This is a genomic window from Streptomyces sp. XD-27, assembly GCF_030553055.1.
Classification (GTDB): Bacteria; Actinomycetota; Actinomycetes; order Streptomycetales; family Streptomycetaceae; genus Streptomyces.
In genome coordinates, this window is sequence record NZ_CP130713.1 from 7,373,546 (window position 1) to 7,399,832 (window position 26,287).

A 26,287-nucleotide genomic window follows, 5' to 3' on the forward strand; every position below is an offset into this window, starting at 1 on the left:
TAAGGCATTCGGCTAGGCTGGCACCGTGGCAGACCATGTGGACCGGGTACTGGAGCAGTGGGGCAGACAGCGCCCCGACCTGGACGTTTCACCGATGGCGGTGATCGGGCGGCTGGGGAGGCTCCACCGGCTGGTGGACGCTCAACTGGGCCAGACGTTCGCCAAGCACGGACTGGACCGGTCGTCGTTCGACGTCCTCGCCACCCTGCGACGCAGCGAACCACCGCACCGCCTGACCCCGGCCGAACTGATGCGGTCGGCCATGGTCACCTCAGGGGCCATCACCCAGCGGCTCGACCGCCTGGAGGCCCGCGGCCTGGTGGCCCGTGCCCCCAGCGCGTCCGACGGCCGCAGCGTGCAGGTCTCGCTCACGGACGAGGGTCGCGCGCTCATCGACCAGGCGCTGCCCGATCACATCGCCACGGAGGCCGGCCTGCTCGCCGGCCTCACGGCGCCGCAGCGCGACCATCTGGTCGACGCGCTCCGCACCTTGCTGGAGTCCCTGGAGGGCACCGCGCGCTGACAGGGGGCCGACCCGCACGGAACGGGGGTCGGCCCCTTCGGCCGGTTGCGCCGATCAGTCCGGCAGCTGGATACGCAAGGGGCCGCAGCCGACGCGGTCGGCCTCCGCGGCCACGTAGCGGGGGAGGAGCGCGCGGATGTCGCCGGGCCTCCTGCCGTCCCTCGCCCGGACGAGGAAGGTGACCGGACCGGTCGGGCAGGCGGCCTGGAACAGTCCCAAGTCGTCCCGGATGACACCGTGTCCGTCGCTGTCCTCACCCGCCTCGATCGGCGTACCGCCGTCGAAGGCCAGGTTGCCGTAGAGCGCGGCCAGCCGGGGATCCTCGACCGTCATCAGCCGCAGCCCGGGATGGTCGAACAGCACATCGCGGTCGCAGGTGCGCACCGGGCCGGCGCCGTTGGTCACCACGGGCAGGTAGCGCACGTGGTCCTTTCGCCTCCCGGGCAGCCGCAGCCCCTTGATGCCGCACACGGCGTCCGGCTGCTCCGCCTGGAACCGCGCCGGTATCGGCATGCGGCCCACAGGGTCGGCGATCGTGCCGTCGCATCCCTCGTCGGCCATGAAGTCGTTGACGAGCTTGACCACGGTACGGGCCAGCCGATCGCGCTCCTCGACCTTGACCTCGTCCCTGTAGACGGTCCAACCCGTCTCCACGTCGATCACGACGGGGCCGTCGTCCTCGCTCGGTCTGCCGAGGCAGCTGTCCGGCACCGCGAGCCAGGCGCGGGTGTCCGAGGCCATGCCAAGCAGCCCGCCGCTCAGCGGGCTCAGCCGCGCGGACAGGAACTCGTCGGCCCACTGGTCGGCCGCACCGCCGAACCGGGTGTCGAGCTGGTGGATCCGGACGGTGATGCTGCGGCCGCGGGGCGACTTCAAGACGCACAGTCCTCCTGACAGCCCTTCGGCACCGGTGTGGCCTACTACGGGCACGTCGGAGGTCTCGATGTCCCGCTTGCCGCCGAACAGCGCCGCCACGTCGTCCTGACCGAGCGCACCCCAGCACGCCCGGTCGTCGGCCGTGAACGGTCCCGTCTCCGTCCGCCAGGCCACGCCCGCGCCGCCGAGCAGCGCCCCGGCCACGGCCGCGGCCAGCGCGGGCCGCAGCCGGCCGCGCGTCAGTCGCCGCCAGTGCCACCAGGGCGCGCGCGGCGCGGGGACGGTGTCCTCGGTCGCGCCTTCGGCGCCGTCCTCGGCGGCGGCTCCGGCGCGCTCGGAAACGACCTTCTCGGTGTCCGTCATCGGCCGGCACCCCCCGGTGCGATCGGTGCGCAACCCAGGCGTTGCGTCACGGAGTTGGCGAAGGCGACGAAGTACGGCGTCGTCTCGCGGGTGGCCGGGGCGAGTGCCACGAGGGTGACGGGACGCCCCGCGCATTCGGCCCGTACGACCTTGTAGCCGCCGGTGTCGGTGAAGACGCCGGTGCCGCGCCAGCCGCGCGCGGGCGGCTTGTCGCCCGTCACACCGTCGAGGAGCGCGGCGAGCCGCGGCTGGGCGACCATCAGGGCGTCGAAGAACCGGTCGGCGCCCCGACTCAGTCGAACCGAACACGACTGGAAGTCCCGGGTGACCGCACCGACCTGGTATGCGAGGCCATCCGACGTGCCCTCGTCGAGCTCCATGCCGTTGATACGGCACGCGCGCGTGAAGAAGTCCTCTTTCTTCTCGGCCAGCGTGAGCACGGGCGAGGTGACGCGCAGCGGCTTCGCGGGGGCGCAACCCGCCGCCTCCATGCCCCGGTTGGCGGCCGCGACCAGCAGCGCGGCCACCGAGCGGGTGCCGCCGAGCTCCGCGCCGTCCGGCACGGAGACGCCGTCGTTCCAGTCCGTCCGCGCGTCGGAGTCGAGCGTGACCGCTGTCGGCCGGCCGTCCGGTGTGTCGCACCGTTCGGGCAGCACGAGCAGGCCCCGGTCCCCGTCGACGGCCCCGGGCAGCCCGTCGGGCAGCGGCACGGCACTGCCGCTGAGGTAGGTGTCCAGCCACTCCACGCGCTTCGCGGCGTCTCCGGGCGCCGGGCCGTACGTCACCGTGACCTCGGCCTTCGAGACGTAGGTGCCGGTACTGCCCGCGTGCTCGGAGCGGATCGCGACGGTGCACCGGCCGCGCGGCCGCTTCGCCGTCGGCGCGGTCTCCTCGGACGTACGACTGCCGTCCCCGTCACTCAGGAACTCGGGCCCGCTGCCCTCCTCCCAGGCGCCCCAGCAGTAGCGGTCCTCTTCCTCGAACGGTCCGATGCCCGCGGCCCACGTGCCGACCCCCGCCGCCAGAACCGCCACGGCGGCGGTCGCGGCGAGAGCGGTCTTCGGCCGCGCGCGGACGAGCCGCCTGACCCGGGCTGTCCAGGCCCGGCCGCCGCCGTCGTCGTCCGATGCGGTCTCATCCGTCATCGCGGTCCCCCTTGTTCCCCGTACGGCGGACGATGGTATCCACCGGGCCGGACGGCTCCTGCCCTGCCCCCGCCACCGCGGCGCCACCCCGCTACCGCCGCGCCCCGGCCCGGGCAGCCCGCACCGCTCAACCGGTCAGAACCACCTCCCCGTCCAGCGGCACTCCCGGCAACCGGGTATTGGTGACCAGCGCCAGTTCGTGGGCGCGGTCCCGGCCCGAGCGCCACTGACCGCCGATCAGCGGGACCAAGGCGATATTGGGGGTGGGCCCATTCGTCCAGTCGAGCGTGCCGGCCATGGTGGCCAGCCGGAGACGGCCGATGGCGTCGGCCACCGCACGGCGGTCGGTGGGGTCATCGGCGGTGGCCAGGGCGTGTGCGGCCACCTCCAGCAGGGCGTGGGCCAGACCCAGCGGCTGAAGCCACGGCTTGCCGGTGGCCCGTTCGTAGGCATCCGCGAGCGCGGCGGCCGACGTGCCGTCCAGTGAAGAGCGGTACGGGTGGCGCGGGGACCAGTAGACGAGCGTGGCCACGCCCGCGCCGTCCAGCTCCGCGGCGGCGGAGCCGTGCGGGTAGGCCAGCCACCGAGAGCACGTGAGCAGCCGGGGCCGCAGCCCGCGCTCCCGCGCCTGCCGGTGGAACAGCGCCAGATCCCCGGCGGTGGACGCGCTGGTGACGATGTCGCACCCGCCGTCGCGGAAGCGGTCGATGTGCGCGCCGAGGTTCTCGGCCGGTTCGCCGTAGCCACCCGGATCGACCAGCGTGTGGCCGCGCGCGGCCGCGACCGGGGCGAACCCGTGCTCCCCGTCGCGCAGGAGCCGGCCCTGCAGGTCGTCGTTCCACAGGCAGCCGACCGCCCGCGCGGGGCCGACTCGTTCCCACATCTCCGCGAAGACCTCGGCGATGTCGTCCAGGCCCCAGGCGAAGTGGTACGTCCAGTGGAACGGCCGTCCCGGGTCCCCGCCCCGCCCGTACACGTACGCCTGCCAGGGGAAGGTCGTGGACACGCAGGGCACCCCCAGTTCCTCGCAGGTGTCGGCCACCGCGGGCAGCACCTTCGTGCCGGCCATGGTCACCACCAGCCGCGCCCCTTCGTCCCGTGCCAGCTCCCGCACCGCCTGCCGCGCCGCCGCCGGGTCGGAGCGGCTGTCGCGGCAGGCGATACGAATGCGACGGCGGCGGGCGCCGTCACCCACGACCGGCAGCCGCTCCCCGAGCCACCGCACGACGAACGACAGCGGGTCGCCCAGCTGGGCCAGCCGACCGGTCCGCGGCACCACCGCACCGACGCACAACGTGCCTTCTCCCGCACCCGCGATGTCCACCACGGCCGTCCCCTTTCGTGCTCGGCCCGGTGTCCCCAGGCCACGTTCACTCCTTCAACGCGGGCGACTTCGCCCGGCGTGCCGGATCGGGCCACGGAACACTCGAACGGATGAACGCCCGGCCGATAAACCGGTTGCCGCCGACCCGTATGCCGCGCAAATGTCGCCCTCATGGATGAGATGGCCTTACTTCAGCGCTCCGGCGGTCCTGTCACCCGCGGTCGGCTCGCCCGGGACCTGACCGCGCTCGGCCTCACCGAGGGCGACACAGTGATGTTCCACACGCAGATGTCCGCGATCGGATACGTGGCGGGCGGCCCCGCGACGATCATCGGCGCCCTCGGCGACGTGGTGGGCGAGCGGGGAACCCTGATGGTGACCTGCTGCTGGAACGACGCCCCGCCCTACGACTTCACCGACTGGCCCGCCGCCTGGCAGGAGGCCCTGCGCGCGGAGCATCCCGCCTACGACCCCGAGACCAGTGAAGCGGACCACAACAACGGCCGGCTCCCGGAGGCGCTGCGTCGCTGGCCCGGCGCCGTACGCAGCCGGCATCCCGACGCCAGTTTCGCCGCGCTCGGCGCCGCGGCCGTCTCGCTGATGGCCGATCACCCCTGGGACGACCCGCACGGGCCCGACAGCCCCCTGGCACGGCTCGTCGCCATGGGCGGCCGCGTCCTGCTGCTGGGCGCGCCGCTGGACTCCCTCACGCTCCTGCACCACGCCGAGGCGCTCGCCGAGGCCCCGGGCAAGCGGTTCGTGGACTACGAGCAGCCGATCACCGTCGACGGGGAGCGGGTCTGGCGGCGCTTCCACGACATCGACTCGTCGGACGGTGCCTTCGACTACTCCTCCGTGGTGCCCGAGGGTCAGTGGCCGTTCGAGGCCATCGCCCAGGACATGCTCGCCGCCGGCATCGGCGTCCGCGGCATGGTCGGCGCGGCCGAAAGCCACCTGTTCGACGCCGGCGACGTGGTCGACTTCGGCGTCGCCTGGATCGAGGAGAAGCTGGGCGGGGGAGCGGCCGTCACCGGGTGACGCGCGGTGCGGCGTTCACCAGGGGGACGGCGGCTGCCGCACGGCCCGCAACCGCGGGCTCGGGCCGGTGCGGGGTGCCGATGTCGATGGAGTCGAACTCCTCAACGCTCCCCGGAGGATGGTGCCGGTAGGTGCAGCGGATCGGGTCCTCGTCGTCGAGGCACACCCACACGCCCGGCCACTCGGGATGGCGGCAGGTGACGAATCGCCCGCACGCCGCGCACGTCACCACGGGGAGTCCGGCGTCGCGCAGGAGTCCGACGGCGGCGCTGTCCGCGTCCGCCGCCCCGTCGAGGCCGTACGTCAGCGCTTCGAAGAGCGGCATGAAGGGTTCGCTGAGGCTCTCCACGTCGGCCCAGGTCATCGAGCCGGACAGCGGCAGGGTGTAGCGGTACCCGAAGCGCGGCAGGGCACCGGTCGACGCCTCGCTGACGCAGACGACGTCGTCGTGCCACAGGGCGGCGGGCACCAGACCGGGCATGGCCCCCAGGATCACCGCCTGCGCCGCCTGGGGATCGCCGTGGTTGAGCAGTCCGGTGAGGACGGCCTCCCGCAGGTCCATGTCCAGGTACAGGGTGTCCTGGACCACCGGTTCACTGTCGCTGATCAGCACGCGGCGGCATACAGGGGCGTGCTCGTTGCTGAACAGTTCGACCGACTCGCCGGCGGCGACGGCGCAGATGGCGTCGGCGACGGTGGGGAAGCTGGCGAGGAAGGCTTCCCACTCGGGCAACGTCCGCCCGATCTCCGGCGGCGATGCGGCGGTGATGCCGAAGGCACTCATTCCCGACTCGATGCGCCAGTTGATGCCCCTCGCTGTCCAGAGCGACTCCAGCAAGAGAGGTACAGCGGTCGAGAACAGGGCCGACCTCGAACGTGGTAAGGGGCGGCTCACGAAAGTTCCTTTCGTGGCGGGTGAAATGTTGGGGGCACGCGATTCCTCCGCGGAGGATCCGACGGACCGAGCGGATTCTCAGCGTCCCATCCTCGTAGGGAAGAAGGGTATTCGGAAGAGGCTGACCGATGCGGATCGGAACGCGATTGATGCCCTCGACTGTATGGCAGGGGTGGCGATTCAACCGGTGAGAGCGAGACCATTCTTGGCGCGTTGTCCTGGCGACGGGACAGGTATCCGGTGACGCGCGTCTTGCTGACGGATTCCTTTCCTGACGACCTCCTCTTGGCCGAAGCGAATCGGCAGTGGGCACTGTCGAATTGGTGCGGCTCGTATCCGGTGACTCTTGGTCTGCCGTTCAACCACCGGCGTCGGCTCCGGTGGGAAGGCGGCAGCACAACCCGCAACCGCAAGCACAACACAACGAAGCAGCCTGAGCCTATGCGGCACATCGACCCGGGTCAGAACTGACTCGCTGATGCTCGGCACTGGCGCAACCAACGCCGATGGTGCCCGGCCGCGGCGCCCGTCGGGGTGCGCCCCGTCACCGGAGGGGGAGGAGCGCTCCCCGCTCGGTTGCCGGCCGCGGACCGAAGACGCGCCGCTCGGCCTCGGTGATGCGGACGTCGTTGATACTGGCCTCGCGGCGGCGCATCAGCCCGTCCTCGGCGAACTCCCACAGCTCGTTCCCGTAGGCGCGCCACCACTGGCCCGCCGCGTCGTGGAACTCGTACTGGAATCGCACCGCGATCCGGTCGCCCTCGAACGCCCACAGCTCCTTGCGCAGGGCGTAATCGAGTTCCCGGGCCCACTTCTCGCGCAGGAAGGCCGTGATCTCGTCCCGGCCGGTGACGAACCGGTCCCGGTTCCGCCACACGGCGTCCTCGGTGTAGGCGAGGGCGACGCGTTCGGGATCGCGGGTGTTCCACGCGTCTTCGGCGGCCTGAACCTTCTGCAGGGCGGTCTGCTCGTCGAACGGCGGGAAGGGGGGCCGTGGCGCCATGGCGGGCTCCTCGTGTCGTGACCTGCCGGGGAGAACGGTCGTTCTCCCTGGTGTCGGCTACTCTAGAGAACGATCGTTCTCGGCGGTAGTGGGAGGTGCTGTGGATCACGAGGAGGCCCGCAGGCGGCTGCTCGACGCCGCTGAGCGGTTGTTCTACGAACGCGGCGTGCAGGCCGTGGGCATGGACGAGCTCCGGGCCGCCGCCGGCGTGTCGCTCAAGCGGCTGTACCAGTGTTTCTCCTCCAAGGACGATCTCGTGGAGGAGTACCTGCGCCGCCGCGACGACCGCTGGCGCACGGATCTGTCCGGCTACGGCACCCGGCACGCGGCCACGCCGGAAGACAGGCTGCTGGCGGTGTTCGACTGGTTGGGGGAATGGTTCGCCGTCCCCGGCTTCCGGGGCTGCGCCTTCGTCAACTCCTTCGGCGAGCTGGGCGCCGTCTCGGACGGCGTGGCCCGCGCCGCCCGCGACCACAAACACGCCGTCCGGGAGTACGTGGCCGATCTCGCCCGCGACGTGGGAGCCGGTGATCCGTCCGCGCTGGCCCAGCAGTTGGTGCTCCTGGTCGAGGGCGCGATCACCACCGCCGCGATCACCGGCGACCCGGCCGCGGCCCGGCACGCTCGTACGGCGGCCGAGACGCTCATCACGGCGGCGACAGCGGCGACGGTAGTGCCTTCTTCGCCCTGATCAGCGGCGGAACCGCGCTTGCGAGGGGTGGGTCTCAGCCTCGATTCCGCCACTGTCCGGGTGCCGGCCGGAGCGTCAGGACGACCCGGCACCGGTCTCGGTCCCCGGTGCCGGGACCGAGAACAGCGTGCGGAAGTACGCGGCGTCCGTGTCCTCTTCGACCATGCGCCCCTCCGCCTCGACCCAGGCGTGCGCGCCGAACGGCGGGCGGGCCCGCACCCCCACGGACCAGGCCGGCCAGGTGCCACCCGCGCGGCACAGCAGAACCGTCGCCAGTGAACGCGGCAGGCAGCCCTCGGAGGCGGCGCAGCGCAGACTCACCGCCACCACGGCCTCCCGCGCGGCCCGCGCCTCGGCGTAGGTCGCCGGGCGGGCGCCCTTGCGCAGCCGGGCCAGCACGGCACGGATACGGGCCGGCGGCTTGCGCGCCAGCCGCTTGGCGGCGGCCACCGCGAGCAGGGTGAGCAGGCGCCGCCACGGCGACAGCCGGACCCGTACCCGGTGCGGTACGACCGCGCTCACATCTGCACCACCTTCGCGTCGATGAGCCTGGCCAGCAGACGCTCCACATCCTCGCGCGCCCGCGCCGCGTCGACGTCGTACGTGCTGGTCAGCCGCTGAGCGGCCTCCTCCACCGTCCCGCTGTCGAGGAGGGCCTGGAAGGCGGCGGCCGCGGTGGCGTTCAGCTGCCAGTAGCGGCCGCTGGCCCCGTCGAGCAGCACCGTTCCGTACTCGGTGTCGGCTGTCGAGATGTCGGGGTGCAGTCTCAGTGCCATTGTCCTGTCCATGTGTCACGTCGGGCGACGGGTGTCCGTAGACGGGTGTCCGTAAGCGTGGCCGGCGGCGTCCGTCGGTCGCGTGGAGAGCGGTGTCCACGCGGGGCGGCGGGTCAGCGGCGGTCGGGGGCGCTCGCCGTGGCGGCTCGTGCCCACAGTTCGCAGCCGAGCGCCACCGGCATGGCTCCTTCGTGGAGCCGGGCCGTGTAGGGGCGGCGGAACAGCTCGCGCAGCGGTTCCGGACGGATCAGCCCCAGCTCGGCCAGTCGGGAGGTCTCCCACAGCGCCGCGAGTTCCCGCCGGCTGCGTTCGAAGCCCTCGGCCGCGATCATCGAGCCGTCGGCCTTGGTCCGCCGCTGCAGCAACTCGCGGGGCATGACGTCGGCCATGGCCGCCTTGACCAGCGGCTTGAACTCCCACGGAGTCACGCGCTCGTCGGCTCTGACGGCCAGGCAGGCGCTCAGGACCTGGTCGTCGAGGAACGGCGAGGACTGGGCGTAGTGCGGCGTCTCCACCAGCTGGTGGAACTGGCGGATCATCCGTCCGGCCTCCTGGATCGCCAGCAGATCGCCGTGTCTGCCCCGGGCGGGTGCGAGCGGCTCCGCGGTGCCGGCCGCCTCGTGCAGGGCATCGGCCACCAGGTCGGCCGCGTCGGGCGCGAGCCAGTCGGGCAGGCGCAGGGAGCCGCCCCAGTCGAACAGCTCGTTCCGCGGGCGGCGCGCCTGGCCGCCGGCCAGCGCGTGCGCCTCGGCAGCGAGCCAGCGGCGGTACGAGCTGCCGTCCAGCAGCGTCCGCACCGACGTGCCCAGGGCGAATCCGGTGAGCAGTCGGACGGTGCGCAGTTGCCGGAAGGCGCTCCAGGGCCGGCTGCGCAGCAGGTCGTGGTAGTACGCGGGGTGGCCCGACAGGACCTGGTCGCCGCCGAATCCGTCGAGATGGAGGTGCGCGTGGGCGCTGGCCCGCTCCCGCCCGGCGCGCAGACGGGGAGCGCTGAGCAGGGCGATGGACGGTTCGTCGGGAACGTCATCGATCTCGAGCAGCTCTTCGAAAAATCCGGGAACGTCATGGCTCGGGAAGACGACGTGGTTCACCTGCGGCAGATGTGCCGCGGCTTTCCGGGCCCAGTACGCGTCGTCGTCGGCCTGGTCGTCGTTCTCCATGGTGAAAGCGGTCACCTGGGCCTGCTCCCGCGCGGCAAGCACCGTGAGGGACGTGGAGTCCATGCCGCCGGACAGGTCGCAGCTGATGGCGGTGAGGCCGCGCGTGCGCACCTTGACGGAGTCCTCCAGCGCCTGTCGCAGCGCGGTTGCTCCCTCGGCCAGGGACTGGACCGGCTCCGGGGGCTGCCACCAGCGTGTCACCGTATGCCGCAGCCCGTCCGGGGACAGCGTCAGACGGAAACCCGGAGGCACTGCGGCGATGCCCCGCCACACCGGCCGTTCTCCCAAGGGGTGCGGTACGGCGTCGAGGAGACGCAGTGCCAGCGAGGACCGGTCGAGGGGCGCGTCGAGCAGCGCGGCCAGCACGTCGGCACGGTCCGCGGCGAAGACGAAGCCGCGAAGGGACGCGTGGAAGACGCGGCGCAGTCCGGAGGCGCTGCCCCGGACATACAGCCGCCCGGCCACCGAGGCGAGGAGGTGGTAGCTCCCCGCCCACGACGTACCGAGTCCGTCCAGTTGCGCCACATCGCTGATACGGGCGGCGGCTGCCGCCAGTTCGGTGGGCGTCGCCGAGCAATGGCCGACGACGGCGAGCCGGGTGTCCCCGTCCTCGGCGGACAGGACCCGGTCGGCGGCCAGCCGGCCGGCCACCCAGGGCCGGCCGGACCGGTGCCTCATGATCTGTGCACTGCCCGGCGGAAGCCTGTCGACGGCCGCGGCCGCGGTCTCGTGATCCGGCAGGACCACGAAGTACTGCATCCCGGAACCGACCATCTCGACCTCCTCACCGGGCTCGGCACATCAGGCCGTGATTTACCACCAGGTCCGGGGGATCTGACCCCACGGCTCGACGTTCTTGCGGCCGATGTAGCCGGTGTCCTCCTGGAAGGAACCGCACTCGAACATCTCCGGGGCCTCGTAGGCCTGGAGCTCGCGGTCCTCTACACGCTCGTCATTACGCATTACAGTCACCTCCTCTTTGCCTGACATGGCAGCACAAGGTGCAGTGGATTCTGCATACGGAGGCACTGGCGCGGAAACGAAGAAATAAATCCCAGTAGCCCGTTCCAGTAGCCCGAAAGAAAAACGGACACGTCCCCCGTGATGGCTTCCCTGGTGCTTGATCAACAGTAACCGTCGCTTCTCGAGAAGAGCAACCTTCCAGCCCGTCAGCTTGCTGCCAAGTAAAGGGGAATACGCCATCTCACTTGATGCCCCTCGCTCGCCGACGCGCTTGCGGCGTGAGGCCTCTGGCCTGGCCCTGCGTCACCGGCCACTCGCCCCCGCGAACCCCTCGATGGCGCAAAAGTCTCCTGGAGCCGCCGGGGGCTACGTGGACAGGCTGCTCGCACTCGGGCCACGGGAACCCGAGTGCAGGTGAGCAGCGATGCGCGCGATGGTCCGGACGTTGTCCTCGAACAGGTGCCCCTGCATTCCTGCCGCCTGAGCGGCCTCGACGTTGACTGCGACATCGTCGACGAGGAGACAGCTCTCCGGCCGCACCCCCAAGCTGTCGCAAGCGGCCTCGAAGGCTCGCAGGTCAGGCTTGCCGATACCGATCTCGTGCGAGTAGACGATCTGGTCCACCAGTTCGTCGAAGTGGTACAGCGCCGTCTCCCGCTCCCGGGCACCGACGAAGCTGTTGCTGAGGATGCCCAGCGTGCAGCTTCCCCGCAGCCCTCGCACATAGGCGATGAGTTCCTCGTTCGGAGTTCCCAGGTATTCCGCCCACAGGTCAGCCATGAAGGCTTCGACCTGGGGCGCGTCGAGGCGCAAGCGTGTCGCCACCTGCTCGTGCACCTCTCGTTCGCTGATGCTCCCGAGACTCCCAGCACGCCAAACGTCGCGCAGCCGCTCATTCACCGTGCCCAGCGGCAGCTCCAGCCGCTCTTCCCACGAATAAGGACACTGTTGTCCTCCACTCTGAGGCAAGGTCAAGGGACTTCGAAGCTTGTGACAGCCCTGTCGAGAGCCGCCGTTCCATCAGGCGTCGCACAGCTGGAACGTTACGTTTGGATCATCTGATCGCTAGTCCGGATGTGCCGTTGACTGATGCGCAGTGGGCGCGGATCGAGGCGCTGTTGCCGGACCGGACACCGAAGCGCGGTGAGCCGGTGGCGGAATCACCTGCCGGAGAAGGACGACAACCCATCCTCCGCTTCTTGTCCCGTCCGTCCTGTCGGCGGTACACGAGCTACAGCGAAAGGCCGTGAGATCTTGTGGCTCCGGATCCTCAACTCTCAACCTTTATAGATCGCTTGAGACCTCGGGTGTCCCGCGTGGCGGACCGCCCGAGGTCTGCCACGCGCGGGCCTGGCGGCTCGGCGCCACGGGTACGAGGTGCCCGACGGGTCAGCGGCAGTGGAGGTTTCCCCATGGCCACAGATGCCTTACGTCCTGAACTATCCAGGCTTCCGTCCCTCACTGGGATGCGATTCATCGCGGCGCTTACCGTCTTCGTTTTCCATGCGACGGGGATGGGTTTCCTGCGCGGTGACGTCGGGGACTTGCTCACCGACGTGTTTGCGGACACCGGGACGCCGGGTGTGAGCTTCTTCTTCATCCTGAGCGGCTTCATTCTGACCTGGTCGGCGCGGCCGCGAGACACCGTGCCGGGCTTCTGGCGGCGCCGGATGGCCAAGATCTACCCGAACCATCTGGTGGCCTTCGCGGCCGCCGCCGTGATCATGCTGATTGCCTCCGACCCGTTCGAGGCGAAGACGTTCTTCACCAGCCTCTTCCTCGTCCAGTCCTGGGTGCCGGAGTTCCCGGTGCCGACCGGGATGAACCCGGTGGCCTGGTCGCTGTCGTGCGAGGTCTTCTTCTACCTGACCTTCCCGCTGCTGCTGCCCCTTGTGCGGCGGCTGTCGGCGCGCGGTCTCTGGACGGCCGGCGGGGTGCTGCTCGTCGTCCCCTGGCTCGTGGTGCTGTTCGCCGAGCACCGCATCGACGGCGCCCCGATGCCCGGTCAGGCCCTCGCGTACGAGCAGCTGTGGTTCGTTTACTTCTTCCCGCTGACCCGCCTGGTCGAGTTCGTGCTCGGCATCGTCGTGGCGCGTCTGGTGCTCACCGGTGCCATGCCGCGGGTGGGCCTGATCCCGGCCACGCTGTTCGCGGTGGGCGGCTTCGTGCTCAACGCGCACGTGCCGCACCTGTACAGCCTCGGCGGCACGGCCGCCTTCTGGGTCACACCGCTGATCGTCGCCGGTGTGACGGCCGACGCGCGCGGGACCCGCTCGTCGATGCGCGGCCGGGTCATGGTCAAGCTCGGTGAGATGTCGTTCGCCTTCTGCCTGGTGCACTCGCTTTTCCTGGTGTCCGCGCAGCGGTGGCTGGTGACGGGCATGTCGGACGGCGTCGCGCTCGCCACCCTCTTCGGATGCCTGGCGGCGAGCCTCGCCGCGTCGTACGCGATGTTCACCTGGGTGGAGAAGCCGCTGGTACGGAAGCTCGGCAGTGCCGCGCGACCGAAGACGGACTCGCCGCCACCGCCCACCGCCACCGCTCCCGCTCCCTTCGCGGCCATGGATGCCAAGGACTAGTTGTGCTTTGTCAGGTGGTGTCGTATGGCTGCCATGGGGTGGGTTGGTGGCAGGTGGGGCAGGTGCCGGTCCAGGTGGCGATGAGGTGTTGGAGGAGGCCCAGGGCCTGGTAGAGGGTCAGGCCCTGGCAGGGGCTTTCACGACCGGCGGCCAGGACGTGCTCGCGCAGACTGACCGGGCGGGTGCGGTAGCGGGGCAGCGGCCTGGGCCCGAGCCCGCCGTAGGGCGGCTGGTAAGGCACCGCCTCCTCCGCGTGGGCGGTCAGCTCGCCTTTGACCTGCAGCGCATAGGCCAGGCCCCGCTCGTCCAAAGCGTGCCGGAAGTCTGCGTTCGCGCCGTAGCCGGTATCCGCGACCACAACCGCGGGCCGCAGCCCGAGGGCGGCCAGCTCATCGAGCATCTCCAGCGCGAGATGCCACTTGGGCCGGTGATGTTCGGTGTCGGGGATGCGGCAGCGGTCGCGTCGGTCCGCCGCCTGGGGGCCGTCCCAGCTCGGGGGCAGGAACAGCCTCCATGACAACGGGCACGAGACGGTATCGGAAGCGGCATGCAGGCTGACCCCGATCTGGCAATTGCCGACCTTGCACAGGGCGGGCGGTGTACAGGGCGGCTTGGTAGATGCGGACAGTCTTGTCGAAGCCGGTGGTCGTCCGCCGTGGCGCCCGCGCCGCGATACGTCCGAGGCGGTGCCTGGATCGTGTCTTTAAAGATCGTCTGATCGTTGTGTGGATGTGCCGTTGACGGATGCCCAGTGGGCGCGGATCGAGCCGTTGATCCCTGGCGAAGCCGGTCAGGGTTCGTCGGGTGACCGAGGTGGAGGGGGGAAGCTCCAGCGGATCGTATGAGGGGCAGCACCAGCACGGTGCGGGTGGCCCGCCCCGACGGCGCCCCGATCTACGTGATCCTGGACAACCTGACGGCCCACAAGGACGGGGGCATCCTGCGCTGGGCCAAGCGGAACAAGGTCGAGCTGTGCTTCACGCCGACGAACGCGTCCTGGGCGACCCGATCGAGGCGCACTTCGGGCCGCTGCGGCAGTTCACCCTGGCCAACTCCAGTCATCCCAAAGGCATCCGCTGGGGCGGACGACCACTCACCGCCTGATGAGGAAGCAACCTGGTGATCGCTTCAGGTCACAGCACCAGCGGTCCAGGAGTTCCAGCGGACGATCACCCCTCGCCCACCTGCCGCCCGTCCGCCAGGTCCCGTACCGCCCGCTCCAGCCGCGTCCGCCGAGTCTCCGGCGTCGCGGCCTGGAGCAGCGGGAGCATCACGAGGTAGCGGGCGGTCCGGTCGAGCGCGTCGAACGCCGCACGTGCCGCCGGGTCCGCGGCTAGCGCCGCCGTAAGGTCGTCCGGGACAACAGCTGTCGCTTGCGATGCGTACGCGCGATCCCAGCGGCCGTCCTCCTGGGCGCGTTGGACCTCGGCGAGGCCGGGCTCTCGCATCCGGCCCGCCGCCGCCAGGGCCGCGACCTTCTCGACATTCACCCGCGACCACAGGCTCCTCGGTCGCCGTGGCCCGTACTTCTGCAGGTAATACCGGTCGTCCAAGCCCCGACGCTGCCCGGAGATCCAGCCCCAGCACAGCCCCACGTCGACCAGTTCGTCATCCGTGACCGACGCGATCCCCGACGCCTTCTTCGCAACCTTGACCCACACGCCCTCGCGGCGGGCGTGGTGCTCGGCCAGCCAGTCCTCAAAGGCCGCCGCATCCGGGAACGCGACGACTTCCACCCCGTTGAACTCCTCCATGCGGGCCAGGCTAGCCCGGCCGCGCCCCGGTGAACCTTCCCTGGTGTGCCTCATCGCGCTCATCAACGCCTACAACCGCATGAACGTCATCACCCAGCAGCCCGCCGGCGACTACCAGCCCGGGCAGTGGGGATAGCCGGCACCCCTCGGTGGATAGAGTCACCGTCATGAGTGGTGACTGGCGGAAAGACCGCATCGGCAGCGCACTTCGGGGTGAGAATCCTGCGGTGCTCCGGCGGCTTGAAGCGGGCTTCGCCGTGATCGGGGACGTCCAGTTCCTCCCCGGATACTCGGTGCTTCTGACGGATGACCTCGCGGTACGACGACTTTCGGACCTCCCGAAGAGCAAGCGGCTGGGCTTTCTGTCCGACATGGATCGGTTGGGCGAGGCCGTCGAACGCGCCTGTCGGCGGCTGGACCCGGCTTTCCGGCGGGTGAACCTGGAAATCCTGGGGAACACCGACGGTTTCCTGCATGCGCATGTGTGGCCGCGGTTCGAATGGGAGCCTGCCGATCTCGTGGGTCTGCCAGTGTGGCTGTATCCGAGAGAGAGGTGGAGCGACGAGCAGTACGTGCTGGGTCCCCAGCACAGCGCGCTGCGCGAGGCGATCGGGGAGGAGCTGGACCACCTTGCGGAGTGAGGGCAGGGGCGCCGGCCGCGGTCGGAATCACGCCTGCCACCGCACGGTGGCCGTACAGGTACGCAGGCCTGCCCACCCTGCTCGGCAGCGGGCAGCAATGCGACGAATGCCCCTTCGCCTCCGGCGCGGCTCGTACCCGCCCGGGTACGGGCCGCGCATCGGCGTGCCCCTCAGGGGAAGGTGAGCGGCTCAGCCTGGTAGGCCCGGTGAAGCAACTCCAGGAAGGAAGGCGCCTCGGGCAAGGACACAGAGCCGACGCGGTGTACCGCGACACCCGGCGTCCATGAGTTCATGACCACGCCGCCGGCCAACGCCGCCAGATCGGCCGGCGTGACCTCCTGGTCGCGCTGGGGTACACCGAGGCGATCCAACTGCCGACGCACGATGCCCATCGTGACCCCGCCCAGCATCTCGGCCACGGGCCACACCACCGCGGCGCCGTCCCAGAAGGCCAGATTCCAGATCGACCCCTCGCTGAGCCGACCCCGACGGTCAACGAAGGCTGCGTCGTCGAAGCCCTGTCCGGCGGCCTGGCGGAGGAAATACGTCTTGGCCACCTCGCCGACATGCTTCACCGCCGGCAGGACCCGTTCGTACTCCACCGCCGCCAGCGCCAGCGGGCCCTCGGGGCCGGACGCGGCCGGTCCCGTACGGACCAGTACCTCAGGCTCCGCATCGGCCCCGGCCGCGGTGAACTCGCCGGCCGACGAGTACACCGTGGCCGTCAACGAGACGTCATCCGGGCCGGCTTCCAGCGCCGCCCGCAGAAAGGACCGCACCCGATCATCGGGTATCGCCCTGCCGAACAGCTCCACCGAGGCGCACCGCAGCCGCTCCAGATGGAGGTCGAGACCGCGAACGCGGCCCCCACGCACCTGCATGGCAGTGAAGTGGGCATAGCCCGCGAAGGCGAGCGGCGCCAATTCCTCGGCGGTCGCCGCCCGGCCATTACGTTGGACAACAAACGAGGTCATAGAGCACTCCAGCCGTACGGAACCGAGTAGACGCAAACGGGGCTTGGCGCCGACGCCGCGGACGAGCGCCGGGAATGTCGGCCCATGGGGCGACGTTAAGGCTTCACATCGATGAGAAGGTCAAGCTCAGATGGGGCGGGGTCACATGCTGATCGGGGAGTTGTCCCGGCGTACCGGGGTCAGCCCGCGGTTGCTGCGGTACTACGAGGCGCAGGGGTTGCTGGACGCCAGGCGCGGTCCGAACGGATATCGCGACTACGACGAGGACTCGGTCCTCACCGTGCGGCAGGTGCGTGCCTTGCTGAACGCGGGCCTGTCCACCGAGGTGATCCGTTCGCTGCTGCCGTGCGCCCGCGGCGAGCGGCCGGAGTTCGACATGTGCGTGGACCTGCGAGCCATCCTGGATCGCGAGTTGGCGGCCGTGGATGAGCGCATCGACGGCCTCCGACGCAGCCGCAGCACCCTGGCGGGCTACTTGGGGAAGCCCTGACCGATCACCGCTGACCCATCACCGCTGATCAACCCGGCTTTCGGAAGAGCCGTTCGCCCCGGAGCCCTCTGCTGCCGTACGCCGAGCGCGCCGGGCGCCCTCGCTCGCGAGCCTGGAACCGGGTGCCATCGCCTCGCGTCCCTCCCTCGCGGATGGTCACCGAACGGGCGACCGCGGAACGGACGGATGTGGCAAGCGGATGCGGGCGAGCGGAAAGCCGAGGCGACGGCGGTCGGGTAGCCGGAGGTGGCTGGTCTGCGTCGCGGCGATCGGCCTGACGGCCACCCTCTCCGGATGCCTCGGAGGAGACAACGACGACAATGGCGACAACGAGGACAACAATGAGGCGTCTGCGTCGTTCGGACCTGGCTGGGACCGCCAGGCCGAGCCCGGCACCCGGCACGACGTCGGCGGTGACGGGATGCCCCGCTTCCGCCTCACCCTGCCCGACGGGGTCCGGATCGAGGAGGGCTACCCCCCGGTCGCTGCCTCAGGCACGCCGAGCGAATGCCGCATGCCGCCTCAGCGGGTCGCTGATGAGGACAACGTCTACTACTCCTGGTTCTCCGTGCCCACCTCCTGCACGGCCGACAGGGAAGCGAACGAGAACCCGCACAACGGAATGCACCCGCGCTACCGGTCCACCGCCGACATCCCGCCCTCGGTGAACAAGACCGCTCGCACGGTGCGCACTCCGCTGGGTCCGGCACGGGTGTTCACCCAGAAGTTCTGGAAGGCGACCAACGAATATCACTCCTTCTACGAGCCGTTCGTGGTCATCACCCTGGACAGGCCCGCGGACCCGAAGCACCCAACGCTGGTGTTCACCTCGGAGGAGGCCGAGATCTCCGAAAGCGACCTGGTCCGCGTCGTCACCAAGGACCTGGCTCCCCGCTGAACCGGCCCGTCCAGCGGGGAACGGCCAGTCCGCCGTGGTCGGCGCTCAGGACACCTCCAGGACGATCTTGCCGCGGGCCCGGCCCTCCTGGCTCCGGCGGATGGCCTCGGCGGCCTGGGGGAGCGGGAAGACCGCGTCGACCGGCACGGTCAGCCTCCCGGCGTCCGCGAGCTCGGCGAGCGCGGTCAGATCGGCGGTGTCCGGGCGTACCCACACCATGTGGCCGCCCTTCTGCTTGACCTCGCCGTCGGCGATGGAGGCCACTCGGCCGCGGTCCTTGAGCAGGTCCTGAGAGACGTCCACGACCCCACCGCCGACGAAGTCCAGGGCCACATCGACCCCTTCGGGCGCCAGCGCCCGCACCCGCTCGGCGAGGCCGTCGCCGTAGGTGACGGGCTCGGCGCCCAGGGAGCGCAGGAAGTCGTGGTTGCGCTCGCTGGCCGTGCCGATGACGCGCGTGCCCTGGGCGACCAGGATCTGGACGGCGAGCGAGCCGACGCCGCCGGCCGCGGCGTGCACCAGCGCCGTCTCGCCGGCCTTCGTGCCGACCCGCTTGATCGACTGGTACGCCGTCAGACCGGCGAGCGGAAGCCCTGCCGCCTGCTGCCAGCTCAGCGCGGCGGGCTTGCGCGCCAGGGTCCGCACCGGCGCGGCGACCAGTTCGGCGTAGGTGCCGTGCTGCACCGCGTCCTTGCGGACATAGCCGATGACCTCGTCACCGACCTCGAACTCGGTCGCGTCGGCGCCGACCGCCTCGACCACGCCCGCCACGTCCCACCCCGGAACGAGCGGGAAGTGCGCATCCATCATCGGGTCGAGATAGCCGGCGAGGATCTTCCAGTCGACGGGGTTGATCCCGGCTGCCTTGACCCTGACCAGGACCGAGTCCGGGCCCACCTTCGGATCGGGCAGGTCGGTGTATTCGAGGACCTCGGGGCCGCCGTAGCTCTTCGTGCTGATTGCCTTCATGGTCGTCACAACGCGTGACTGCCCGCAAGCATTCCCGAGTCGGAGGGAAGGTCACCGGATCGGCGTACGGCCGCACCGACCGGCCCGGCTCAGGCTTCCCGCGCCCCCACGGCGCGCAGCAGGAACGGGAGCAGCTCGTGGATCGCCGCCTCGCCGGAGGAGGTGACGCCGTCCGCGGGCGCCCCGTGTGCGGCGTCGGGGTCAGGAAGAGGCGGCTGACCATGGAGCCGACGACCAGGTCGGCGAGCACATGCGCGTTCTCCAGAGGCGGGATGTCGCCGCGGTCGACGGCGCGGCGCACCACGGTGGCGGCCCGGTCGCGGACCGGCTCGACGATCGCGGTGTCCAGGACCCGGGCCAGGGCCTCGTTGTGCGCGGACTCGCCGATCAGCACGTGCAGCAGCCGCCCGCCGGGGCCCTCCAGCGTCTCGGCCTTGTCCCGGAGCAGTGCGACCAGGTCGCCTTCGAGGGTGCCGGTGTCCGGCTGTGGGCCGAGGTCGCTCGCCCAGCGCACGGCCGTGCCCACGACCAGGTCCTCCTTGGAGCGCCAGCGGCGGTAGAGAGTCGCGGTGGAGACCCCGGCCCGTTTGGCGACCGCGGCCGTGGTCAGCCCGCCGTACCCGCTCTCCTGGAGGACCTGGACGGTGGCCTCCAACAGGGCCCTGTCGCGCGCCGCGTCCCGCGGGCGGCCACGGGCCGGCGGCCGCCCGGCCGCCGCGGTCTGGATGCTCTCGGTACGTTCGCCCACACCTGGAGTCTATCGACCCGCTATTACGAAACGAAAAGTTTTCGTTTCGTGTAGCCTTGGGGCCATGGCATCGCACACCACCACCCCTGATCTGGACGCCGCCGCCGTCGTCGACCGGCTCCGCACCACCTTCGCCACCCGCCGCACCACCTCCACCGCCTGGCGGCGCAGCCAGCTCACGGCCCTGCGCACCCTGCTCACCGACCACCGCGACGACCTCCTCGCCGCGCTCGCCGCCGACCTCGGCAAGGGACCCGAGGAGGCCTACCGCACCGAGATCGGCTTCACCCTCAACGAGATCGACCACACCCTCGACCGGCTCGACGACTGGCTGGCCCCCCGGCCCGCGCAGCTCCCCGACCGGCTGCTCCCGGCCACCGCCCAGGTCGTCCGCGAACCGCTCGGCGTCGTCCTGGTGATCGCGCCCTGGAACTACCCGCTGCAACTCGCGCTCGCCCCCCTCGTCGGCGCGCTGGCCGCCGGCAACTGCGCCGTCGTCAAGCCCAGCGAACTCGCCCCCGCGACCTCGGCCGCGCTCGCCCGGCTGCTGCCGCGCCACCTGGACGCCGAGGCGGTGGCCGTCGTCGAGGGCGCCGTCCCGGAGACCACCGCGCTGCTGGCCCAGCGCTTCGACCACATCTTCTACACCGGCAACGGCACCGTCGGCCGGATCGTGATGGCCGCCGCCGCCCGGCACCTGACCCCCGTCACGCTGGAGCTGGGAGGCAAGAGCCCGGCCGTCCTCGACCCGGGCACGGACCTGGCCGCCGCCGCCCGGCGGCTGGTCGCCGGCAAGTTCCTCAACGCCGGCCAGACCTGCGTCGCCCCCGACTACGTCCTGGCGATCGGCGACACCGCCAGGGACATCGAGCCCCACCTCGCCAAGGCCGTAACCGAGGCCTACGGAGCGGATCCGGCCACCGCGCCCGAGTACGGACGGATCGTCAACGAGCGCCACTTCGACCGGCTGACCGCGCTCCTCGACAGCGGCCGTACGGTCACCGGCGGCACCCACCACCGCGCCGACCGCTACCTGGCACCCACCGTCCTCGCCGATGTCTCCCCCGACGCCCCTGTGATGCGGGAAGAGATCTTCGGCCCGATCCTGCCCATCGTGGCCGTGCCCGACCTGGACGCGGCGATCGCGTTCATCAACGGCCGCGACAAGCCGCTGGCCCTGTACGCGTTCACCGACTCCGACGAGACCAAGCACAGGCTGCTGACCGAGACCTCCTCCGGCGCACTCACCTTCGGCGTGCCGGTCGCCCACCTCACCGCGCCCGACCTGCCCTTCGGCGGAGTGGGCGAGAGCGGGATGGGGCGCTACCACGGCGAGTACTCACTGGAGACCTTCAGCCACGCCAAGGCGGTGCTCGACAAGCCGCTGGGGTGACCGAGGACGCGGCGACCGATGGCGAGCTCTCGCGGCCGCGGCCACGCCTTGGGGACCGGGATCCGGAACACCCGTCGGCCTGGTGTGTCCGCCCGGGGCGCGATAGGAAGATCGAATGAGTCGCCTTCCCGTCTACGGCCCGGAAGGGCCCATCCGCGCCACGACCGCCTCGGACGCACCCGGGACGTGTCGTCGAAAGCCCATCGCCATGCCTTCACGACCTGGTATGCCTCGGTCCCCGAGCTGGCGCCGGTCGCCGAGACGCTCTACGAGCAGCTGAAGGCCCCCGAGCACTGGGTGCCCTACGCGGACGCCCAGTCCACACTGAGCCGACTGGCAGGCGCCGGCGTGGCCCTGGGCGTGGTCAGCGATGTGGGATGGGATCTGCGTGCCACCTTCGCCCACCACGGCTTGGACGGCTATTTCTCTTCCTGGGTGCATTCCTACGAGCACAACACCGAGAAGCCCGATCCGCTGCTGTTCCGGCACGCGTGCCGCGAACTGGGCGCCGCACCCGCCACGACACTCATGGTGGGCGACCACCCCGCAAAGGACGGCGGCGCGGCCGCCGCGGGACTGCGCTCCTATGTGCTGCCCGCAGGAGCCGCTCCTGGCTCGTATCGCGGGCTGGACGCCGTGCCGTGGCTGGCCGGGCTCATCTCGTCCGTGGACCAGGGCCAGGGCAGAGGCGCGTGAGGAGCAGGCGCCCATGCGCACGTACTGCTCCGCACGGGTGAATGTCGGCGAGTCGGCACCGAAAGCGGCCGCTGACACGGAACCAGTCACAGGGTGAACGTTGGCAGGGATGCTTCGCGGCAGCTGGCGCAGCAGGGATACGAACGGGCCAGGAAATGGCGGGTCCGCAAGAGCGGCTGGTACCTCCCGCTCCTCGCACTCACCTTCCTCGGCGCGCTCGTCCTGCTGTCCCTGGCCGCCACCGCCGTGCTCACTCTGGTGGAGGGCGCGGACGACGGATTCCGGTCGCCCCTCACATGGATCGACGAACAGTGCAAGAAGAGCGACGAGTCCTGTGGCGTCCTCCGGAGCATCTTCATGCCGTTCCTCACCCTTTCCCTGGCCACGATCACCTACCTCTTCTTCCGCTTCACCCACGTGCGCAGGACGTATTTCAAGAAGGCCAGGGAGGCGCCGCACGAGCTGGTGGAGACGGCGGGCGGCGTTTTCGGCAAGGTGGTGGGCCGCGACCAGCTCTGCGAGGTCCTCATGGAGGACCTGCGGAACAACCGGAGCCGCCGTACGCACCTCGTCGTCGGCGGCGTCGGAGCCGGCAAGACGGCCCTGGTCGTGCTGCTGACGGAGCAGCTCGCCCGGCGCAACGCCGTGCCCGTGCCACTGAGGCTGCGCAGCGCCGAAAGCGACCTGGACTTCCGGAAACTGGCGTTCGAACGGTTCTCCCGCGAGGTTCAGGGGCACATCCGCTCCGACGCCGAAGGGGAGAAGGTGTGGCGGCGACTGTGCCAGCAGGGGCGGATCGTCGTCCTCGCGGACGGTCTGGAGGAGGCGCTGACCGGTGAGAACCTGGCGGAGGAGCGCGACACCATCATCAGACTGGCGATCCGCCGGGCCAACGACGAGCGGCTGCCGCTCCTCATCACCTCGCGGCCGCACAACTCGCTGAGGGGCATGGAGGCGTCCCTCACCGATCTGGAGCCGCTGAGCGAGGAGGCCGCCCTCTCCTACATCTCCTCCGGCAGCGCCTGGGAGGACCGCCAGCGCCTGGACTGGATCGTGGAGAAGGCCGGCATCGCGGAGGCGCCCACCTATCTGCAGATCGCCAGCGAACTGCACGAGGAGGGCCTGCTGGAACGCGCCCTCACCGGCCGCTCCCAGGAGGAGCCGGTGGAGACGCGCGGCGGGGACCGGGCGGCGCTGCGCTTCCATCTCCTCGACACCTGGGTCAACGCCCTCATCAGCGGGCGCATCCGCCCCGACGTGCCGCTCAACGAGGACGAGCGGCGGGGGGCGATCCACTACCTGTCCGCGCTGGCGTGCGCCGGACTCGCCGCGGACTCCTCCGAGGTGTGCTTCACCGACCTGGTGGACGAGCAGAACCTCTCGCGGCCCCGCTATCCGGAGATCATCCGGGAACTGGCGAGGAGGGTCGAGGGTAGCCAGTTGGACATCCGTCTCGCCGCGCACTGGGGTATGCGGATGGGACTGCTGGAGCTGGGCGGGGACCGGGTCCGTTTTCAGCACAGCGTGATCCAGGCCCACCTCGGGGCCCGGTTCATGAACGCCGTGATCCATCCCGACATGCCCGCGGAGCCCAGGGACGGGTCCTACTTCCCCGCGGCGCTGGAGAGGCCCGGGCGGGAACTGCTGATGGCCATGGTGCTGTACTCCCGTACACCCGAGGGAGCCTGCGTCCACGAGGAGGCGCACGGCGGCAGGACGCCCTGGTGCCCGCTGTCAGCGGCGCGCGACCTCCTGCTGCATGCGGCCTGCCGGGCGCAGATGGTCGACGACGGGCAGCCGGCATCCCCCGACGGCAGGACCCCTGATGGAAGAACTCCCGACGGAAGGACCCCTGAGGGTAGGACTCCCGGCGGCAGGAACCCTGACGGCAGGACCCCCGATGGAAGGACCTCCGGAGGACGGGCCTCGGACGCGCAGCGCCTCTTCGGCCGCACCCTGCACACGAAGGCGCTGGAGCTGTACGCGGCGGCCCTGGAGATCGACAGCGCCGACGCCGCGCCGCAGCAGCACCTGATCGCCATGCAACTGGCCACCTCCTGGCCGGACCTGCGCGCACGCGATCCGCACACCCTGGGTACGGCCAAGGCGCTGCTGGTGTCACGCTTCGGCGAAGCGATGCGCACAGTCGCCCGCAGGCGCACCCTGCAACCCGCCTACCTGGAACTGTTCGAGATCGCGCGTCTGGAGCCCTCGTACCCCGTCCGCGTCGCCATCGCGCAGGAGATCGGGGCCGGCGGCGACAGCGCCTTCGCGGCGCTCCAGCCACGTCTGCGCGGCCCGCAGACCGTCCAGGACCAGCGGATGGAACGCGAACCGGACTGGGTGGAGGCGCTCTGGGGCGGTCAGCAGCCGGAAGCCGTCGCGGATCAGGAGAGCAGGAGCCGCCGCCAGGCGGAGGGCGAGGTCGCGCGCACCAAACGGGAGTTGCGGGAACGCGAGGAGCAAAGGCGCGTGGAGCGCCGGCGGGAGGGTGAGGAACGCGAGACCGAGGAGCGGGAGTGGCGGGACAACACCCTGTGTGCCTGGCTGGTCCCGCTTCTGGTGGGCTCGGTCACCACCCATCGTCACCAGGACACCCCGTACGAGTTCCTCGAGGGCTGGGTGCGGCGGGTGGGCGCGCCGGAACCGGCCGACGGCCCCGCTCTCGACCTGACCGTGGAAGTGGCGCTGGCCCAGGGTTTCAAGTACGCGGCCAACCGCCGCCACCGCCATCCCCACGCCCGCCCCGAGGCCCGGGAGTACCTGAGCGAGCAGGCCTGGAACATGCTCAAGCGCACCCGGTTCTGGTTCACCCGCCTCACCCTGCTGCACGCGCTGACCCTGTGGGACCTGCCCGACGGCACCACGGTGACGCACCCCGAGCGGGGGAGGGGCTCCGACCCCGCGGAGCAGGTCCGCCAGTGGCTCGACCTCCCCGACGGCGAGCCGCAACACCCCTTCGTCGGTGCGGCCGCCGAACTCTGTGTGTGGGCCATGAAGACCCGGCAGCCGGAACGGTTCCTCTGGATCGACGAATCCGGGGTCGCCGCACAGGTCGGCTCGCAGACGGCCCCGCGGGGCGAAGCCCGCAAGCACCACCTGTGGATCCCGCCCTCCACCGGCTGGAGCACCCTGCACCCGCGCGCCCAGCAACTCCTCGCCGACGTGCTCCTGCTGCTCAACCTCGCCGAGCGCGGAGACTGGCCCAAGGACCGGCTCCGGCGTCTTCAGCGCACCGCCCGGCCGGACCTGCCCCCCTGCCTCACACGGGACCGCAGCCCCCTCGACCCGGGACGCAGCGTCGTCCGTACGGCGGCCTCGCAGGCGGGCTCCAACTGCCGAGACGACTGCTCCTTCGAACTGTGCCCCTACCCGTCCATGGGCTTCGACAGCCACCGGGTCGAGCTGGGCGAGGCCTTCTGCCGGGCGCAGTCCACCCTGCTGTCGCGGTCGCAGTCCCCGTTCCGCCCCCAGACCGGGTGGCAGCAGCGCACGGACGTCGCGGAGCTCAGGAAATTCTGGGAGCGGATGGGACAGCGCGCCCAGAACAACACCAGGCCCAGATGACCTGCGCGGCAAGGACGGCCGCTCTCGCGCCTGGAGGGCCGGTCGTCAGCCGGGGTGGGCGGCCGTCAGTTCCTTCTCCCACGTGAGGAGGTCGTCGAAGTACAAGCGACCTCGGTCCGTCCAGTCGGCGACCGGCTCCAGTGCCTCGATGGTTCCCCTGAGGCGCCGCAGAGCATCGTCGCGCCGCTCGGAGACCTCGGGCGGCGCTGTCGGCTCCCGCGACCAGCGCGTGAGCCCGAACGCCATGCGCGCGAGGACGTGGGCGGCGTGCACGGCTCCTGCGACCGGTCGCGGATCCGGGCGCAGCGGGTGGCTCACCATGGCGTCGCCGTTCGTCACGAACGTCTCGAACTGGTTGCGCAGATAGAGGGCGTGGTGGCCGGTTTCGTGCAGGAGCGCCTCGAAAGCGGCCGGAGTGCTTTCGACGCTGGACGTACCGAGGTAGATGGCTCCGAAGGTCTGCCGAAGCGTGCCCGAACGGAAGGCGCCACCCTGCACGTACACGATGACGCGGATCAGCAGATCCGCTTCCAGTGCGGCCTCCGGCCATACTCTGCGCAGGGTCTCCCGGGCGGCTTCGAGGTGCTCAATTCCCTTCTGCATGCCGGGTGTTCCGAAGTCGGCGTCCCCTGCTCCACTGGTCCGCCGGATGTCTGCCAGCAGTTGCTGTACGCCCCATTGGCACCAGTCGGGACACGGCGACGCACCGAGCACGATGTGGTCGAGGGGAGGCATGACGGCGGAAGTGCCCAGGGTGCGGATGAGGTCGGCGATGCGCTCGACGTCCACGTCCGTGGATGGCCGTGTCGCCTCCCACACCA

24 protein-coding genes and 4 pseudogenes are annotated in these 26,287 nt (G+C 70.8%); 12 read left to right on the forward strand and 16 right to left on the reverse strand.

The window, feature by feature from the left end:
* Positions 1–25 precede the first annotated feature (25 nt).
* Positions 26–523, forward strand: coding sequence for a MarR family winged helix-turn-helix transcriptional regulator (locus Q3Y56_RS32425; RefSeq protein WP_304465288.1), 498 nt, complete (start codon positions 26–28; stop codon positions 521–523).
* Between the two features lie 54 nt (positions 524–577).
* On the opposite strand, the gene Q3Y56_RS32430 is transcribed toward Q3Y56_RS32425, so the two are convergent.
* The 3 genes from Q3Y56_RS32430 to Q3Y56_RS32440 all read right to left on the reverse strand — a co-directional run bounded on the left by Q3Y56_RS32430 (position 578) and on the right by Q3Y56_RS32440 (position 4,234).
* On the reverse strand, positions 578–1,762 hold the full coding sequence (locus tag Q3Y56_RS32430) for a hypothetical protein (protein WP_304465289.1): 1,185 nt from the start codon (positions 1,760–1,762) through the stop codon (positions 578–580).
* Positions 1,759–2,907 (reverse strand): hypothetical protein, encoded by a 1,149-nt coding sequence (locus tag Q3Y56_RS32435; protein WP_304465290.1) that lies wholly within the window; start codon positions 2,905–2,907, stop codon positions 1,759–1,761. The genes Q3Y56_RS32430 and Q3Y56_RS32435 overlap by 4 nt, the downstream gene beginning before the upstream one ends.
* A gap of 127 nt (positions 2,908–3,034) precedes the next feature.
* Positions 3,035–4,234: an ABC transporter substrate-binding protein gene (locus Q3Y56_RS32440; protein ID WP_304465291.1), complete on the reverse strand. Its 1,200-nt coding sequence runs from the start codon at positions 4,232–4,234 to the stop codon at positions 3,035–3,037.
* A 168-nt stretch (positions 4,235–4,402) separates the two neighbouring features.
* Here Q3Y56_RS32440 and aac(3) point away from each other — a divergent pair, with 168 nt between their 5' ends.
* Entirely contained in the window at positions 4,403–5,269 is an 867-nt protein-coding gene (gene aac(3) / locus Q3Y56_RS32445; protein WP_304465292.1) for an aminoglycoside 3-N-acetyltransferase, read from the forward strand.
* On the opposite strand, the gene Q3Y56_RS32450 is transcribed toward aac(3), so the two are convergent.
* Together Q3Y56_RS32450 and Q3Y56_RS32455 are read right to left on the reverse strand one after the other, a co-directional pair.
* Positions 5,259–6,053 carry a hypothetical protein gene (locus tag Q3Y56_RS32450; protein ID WP_304465293.1) on the reverse strand — a complete coding sequence of 265 codons (795 nt, stop codon included), beginning with the start codon at positions 6,051–6,053 and terminating at the stop codon, positions 5,259–5,261. The genes aac(3) and Q3Y56_RS32450 overlap by 11 nt on opposite strands.
* Positions 6,054–6,708: 655 nt before the next feature.
* Entirely contained in the window at positions 6,709–7,167 is a 459-nt protein-coding gene (locus tag Q3Y56_RS32455; protein ID WP_304465294.1) for a nuclear transport factor 2 family protein, read from the reverse strand.
* Positions 7,168–7,267: 100 nt separating this feature from the next.
* On the opposite strand from Q3Y56_RS32455, the gene Q3Y56_RS32460 reads away from it, so the two are divergent.
* Complete coding sequence (locus Q3Y56_RS32460) at positions 7,268–7,858, forward strand: TetR/AcrR family transcriptional regulator (RefSeq protein ID WP_304465295.1); 591 nt, start codon at positions 7,268–7,270, stop codon at positions 7,856–7,858.
* 75 nt (positions 7,859–7,933) lie between these two features.
* Here the strand turns inward: Q3Y56_RS32460 and Q3Y56_RS32465 are convergent, their stop codons facing one another.
* The 5 genes and pseudogenes from Q3Y56_RS32465 to Q3Y56_RS32485 form a co-directional block, all read right to left on the reverse strand.
* Positions 7,934–8,380 carry a lasso peptide biosynthesis B2 protein gene (locus Q3Y56_RS32465; RefSeq protein WP_304465296.1) on the reverse strand — a complete coding sequence of 149 codons (447 nt, stop codon included), beginning with the start codon at positions 8,378–8,380 and terminating at the stop codon, positions 7,934–7,936.
* Positions 8,377–8,634, reverse strand: coding sequence for a lasso peptide biosynthesis PqqD family chaperone (locus Q3Y56_RS32470; RefSeq protein WP_304465297.1), 258 nt, complete (start codon positions 8,632–8,634; stop codon positions 8,377–8,379). The genes Q3Y56_RS32465 and Q3Y56_RS32470 overlap by 4 nt, the downstream gene beginning before the upstream one ends.
* Positions 8,635–8,747: 113 nt before the next feature.
* Entirely contained in the window at positions 8,748–10,568 is a 1,821-nt protein-coding gene (locus tag Q3Y56_RS32475; RefSeq protein ID WP_304465298.1) for an asparagine synthase-related protein, read from the reverse strand.
* 39 nt (positions 10,569–10,607) lie between these two features.
* Positions 10,608–10,757 (reverse strand): keywimysin-related RiPP, encoded by a 150-nt coding sequence (locus Q3Y56_RS32480; RefSeq protein ID WP_304465299.1) that lies wholly within the window; start codon positions 10,755–10,757, stop codon positions 10,608–10,610.
* 366 nt (positions 10,758–11,123) lie between these two features.
* Positions 11,124–11,690: pseudogene (locus Q3Y56_RS32485) on the reverse strand (HAD-IA family hydrolase); the annotation flags it as partial.
* 479 nt (positions 11,691–12,169) lie between these two features.
* Between Q3Y56_RS32485 and Q3Y56_RS32490 the strand changes: the two are divergent.
* Positions 12,170–13,336, forward strand: a complete 1,167-nt coding sequence (locus Q3Y56_RS32490; RefSeq protein ID WP_304465300.1) for an acyltransferase — start codon at positions 12,170–12,172, stop codon at positions 13,334–13,336.
* 10 nt (positions 13,337–13,346) lie between these two features.
* Here Q3Y56_RS32490 and Q3Y56_RS32495 read toward each other — a convergent pair whose 3' ends face one another.
* Entirely contained in the window at positions 13,347–13,964 is a 618-nt protein-coding gene (locus Q3Y56_RS32495; protein WP_369696874.1) for a transposase, read from the reverse strand.
* 231 nt (positions 13,965–14,195) lie between these two features.
* Between Q3Y56_RS32495 and Q3Y56_RS32500 the strand changes: the two are divergent.
* Positions 14,196–14,440: pseudogene (locus Q3Y56_RS32500) on the forward strand (transposase); the annotation flags it as partial.
* 65 nt (positions 14,441–14,505) lie between these two features.
* Here the strand turns inward: Q3Y56_RS32500 and Q3Y56_RS32505 are convergent.
* On the reverse strand, positions 14,506–15,090 hold the full coding sequence (locus tag Q3Y56_RS32505; protein ID WP_304465301.1) for a YdeI family protein: 585 nt from the start codon (positions 15,088–15,090) through the stop codon (positions 14,506–14,508).
* Positions 15,091–15,127: 37 nt separating this feature from the next.
* Between Q3Y56_RS32505 and Q3Y56_RS32510 the strand changes: the two are divergent.
* Together Q3Y56_RS32510 and Q3Y56_RS32515 are read left to right on the forward strand one after the other, a co-directional pair.
* Positions 15,128–15,226, forward strand: a pseudogene (locus Q3Y56_RS32510) (carboxymuconolactone decarboxylase family protein); the annotation flags it as partial.
* Positions 15,227–15,257: 31 nt separating this feature from the next.
* Complete coding sequence (locus Q3Y56_RS32515; protein WP_304465302.1) at positions 15,258–15,731, forward strand: HIT family protein; 474 nt, start codon at positions 15,258–15,260, stop codon at positions 15,729–15,731.
* Positions 15,732–15,901: 170 nt separating this feature from the next.
* On the opposite strand, the gene Q3Y56_RS32520 is transcribed toward Q3Y56_RS32515, so the two are convergent.
* Positions 15,902–16,705 carry an aminotransferase class IV family protein gene (locus tag Q3Y56_RS32520; RefSeq protein WP_304465303.1) on the reverse strand — a complete coding sequence of 268 codons (804 nt, stop codon included), beginning with the start codon at positions 16,703–16,705 and terminating at the stop codon, positions 15,902–15,904.
* A gap of 145 nt (positions 16,706–16,850) precedes the next feature.
* On the opposite strand from Q3Y56_RS32520, the gene Q3Y56_RS32525 reads away from it, so the two are divergent.
* Together Q3Y56_RS32525 and Q3Y56_RS32530 are read left to right on the forward strand one after the other, a co-directional pair.
* Complete coding sequence (locus Q3Y56_RS32525; protein ID WP_304465896.1) at positions 16,851–17,195, forward strand: MerR family transcriptional regulator; 345 nt, start codon at positions 16,851–16,853, stop codon at positions 17,193–17,195.
* Positions 17,196–17,394: 199 nt separating this feature from the next.
* Positions 17,395–18,093, forward strand: coding sequence for a hypothetical protein (locus Q3Y56_RS32530; protein ID WP_304465304.1), 699 nt, complete (start codon positions 17,395–17,397; stop codon positions 18,091–18,093).
* Positions 18,094–18,138: 45 nt separating this feature from the next.
* Here the strand turns inward: Q3Y56_RS32530 and Q3Y56_RS32535 are convergent, their stop codons facing one another.
* Together Q3Y56_RS32535 and Q3Y56_RS32540 are read right to left on the reverse strand one after the other, a co-directional pair.
* Positions 18,139–19,062 (reverse strand): NADP-dependent oxidoreductase, encoded by a 924-nt coding sequence (locus tag Q3Y56_RS32535; protein ID WP_304465305.1) that lies wholly within the window; start codon positions 19,060–19,062, stop codon positions 18,139–18,141.
* A 244-nt stretch (positions 19,063–19,306) separates the two neighbouring features.
* Positions 19,307–19,810 (reverse strand): annotated as a pseudogene (locus tag Q3Y56_RS32540) (TetR/AcrR family transcriptional regulator); the annotation flags it as partial.
* 64 nt (positions 19,811–19,874) lie between these two features.
* On the opposite strand from Q3Y56_RS32540, the gene Q3Y56_RS32545 reads away from it, so the two are divergent.
* The 3 genes from Q3Y56_RS32545 (at position 19,875) to Q3Y56_RS32555 (ending at position 25,466) form a co-directional block, all read left to right on the forward strand.
* Positions 19,875–21,203 carry an aldehyde dehydrogenase family protein gene (locus tag Q3Y56_RS32545; RefSeq protein ID WP_304465306.1) on the forward strand — a complete coding sequence of 443 codons (1,329 nt, stop codon included), beginning with the start codon at positions 19,875–19,877 and terminating at the stop codon, positions 21,201–21,203.
* Between the two features lie 186 nt (positions 21,204–21,389).
* Positions 21,390–21,899, forward strand: a complete 510-nt coding sequence (locus Q3Y56_RS32550) for an HAD family hydrolase (RefSeq protein ID WP_304465307.1) — start codon at positions 21,390–21,392, stop codon at positions 21,897–21,899.
* A gap of 93 nt (positions 21,900–21,992) precedes the next feature.
* A complete protein-coding gene (locus Q3Y56_RS32555) occupies positions 21,993–25,466 on the forward strand; it encodes an ATP-binding protein (RefSeq protein WP_304465308.1) in 3,474 nt (1,157 codons plus the stop codon).
* 45 nt (positions 25,467–25,511) lie between these two features.
* Here Q3Y56_RS32555 and Q3Y56_RS32560 read toward each other — a convergent pair whose 3' ends face one another.
* Entirely contained in the window at positions 25,512–26,285 is a 774-nt protein-coding gene (locus Q3Y56_RS32560) for an HEXXH motif-containing putative peptide modification protein (RefSeq protein WP_304465309.1), read from the reverse strand.
* Positions 26,286–26,287 lie beyond the last annotated feature (2 nt).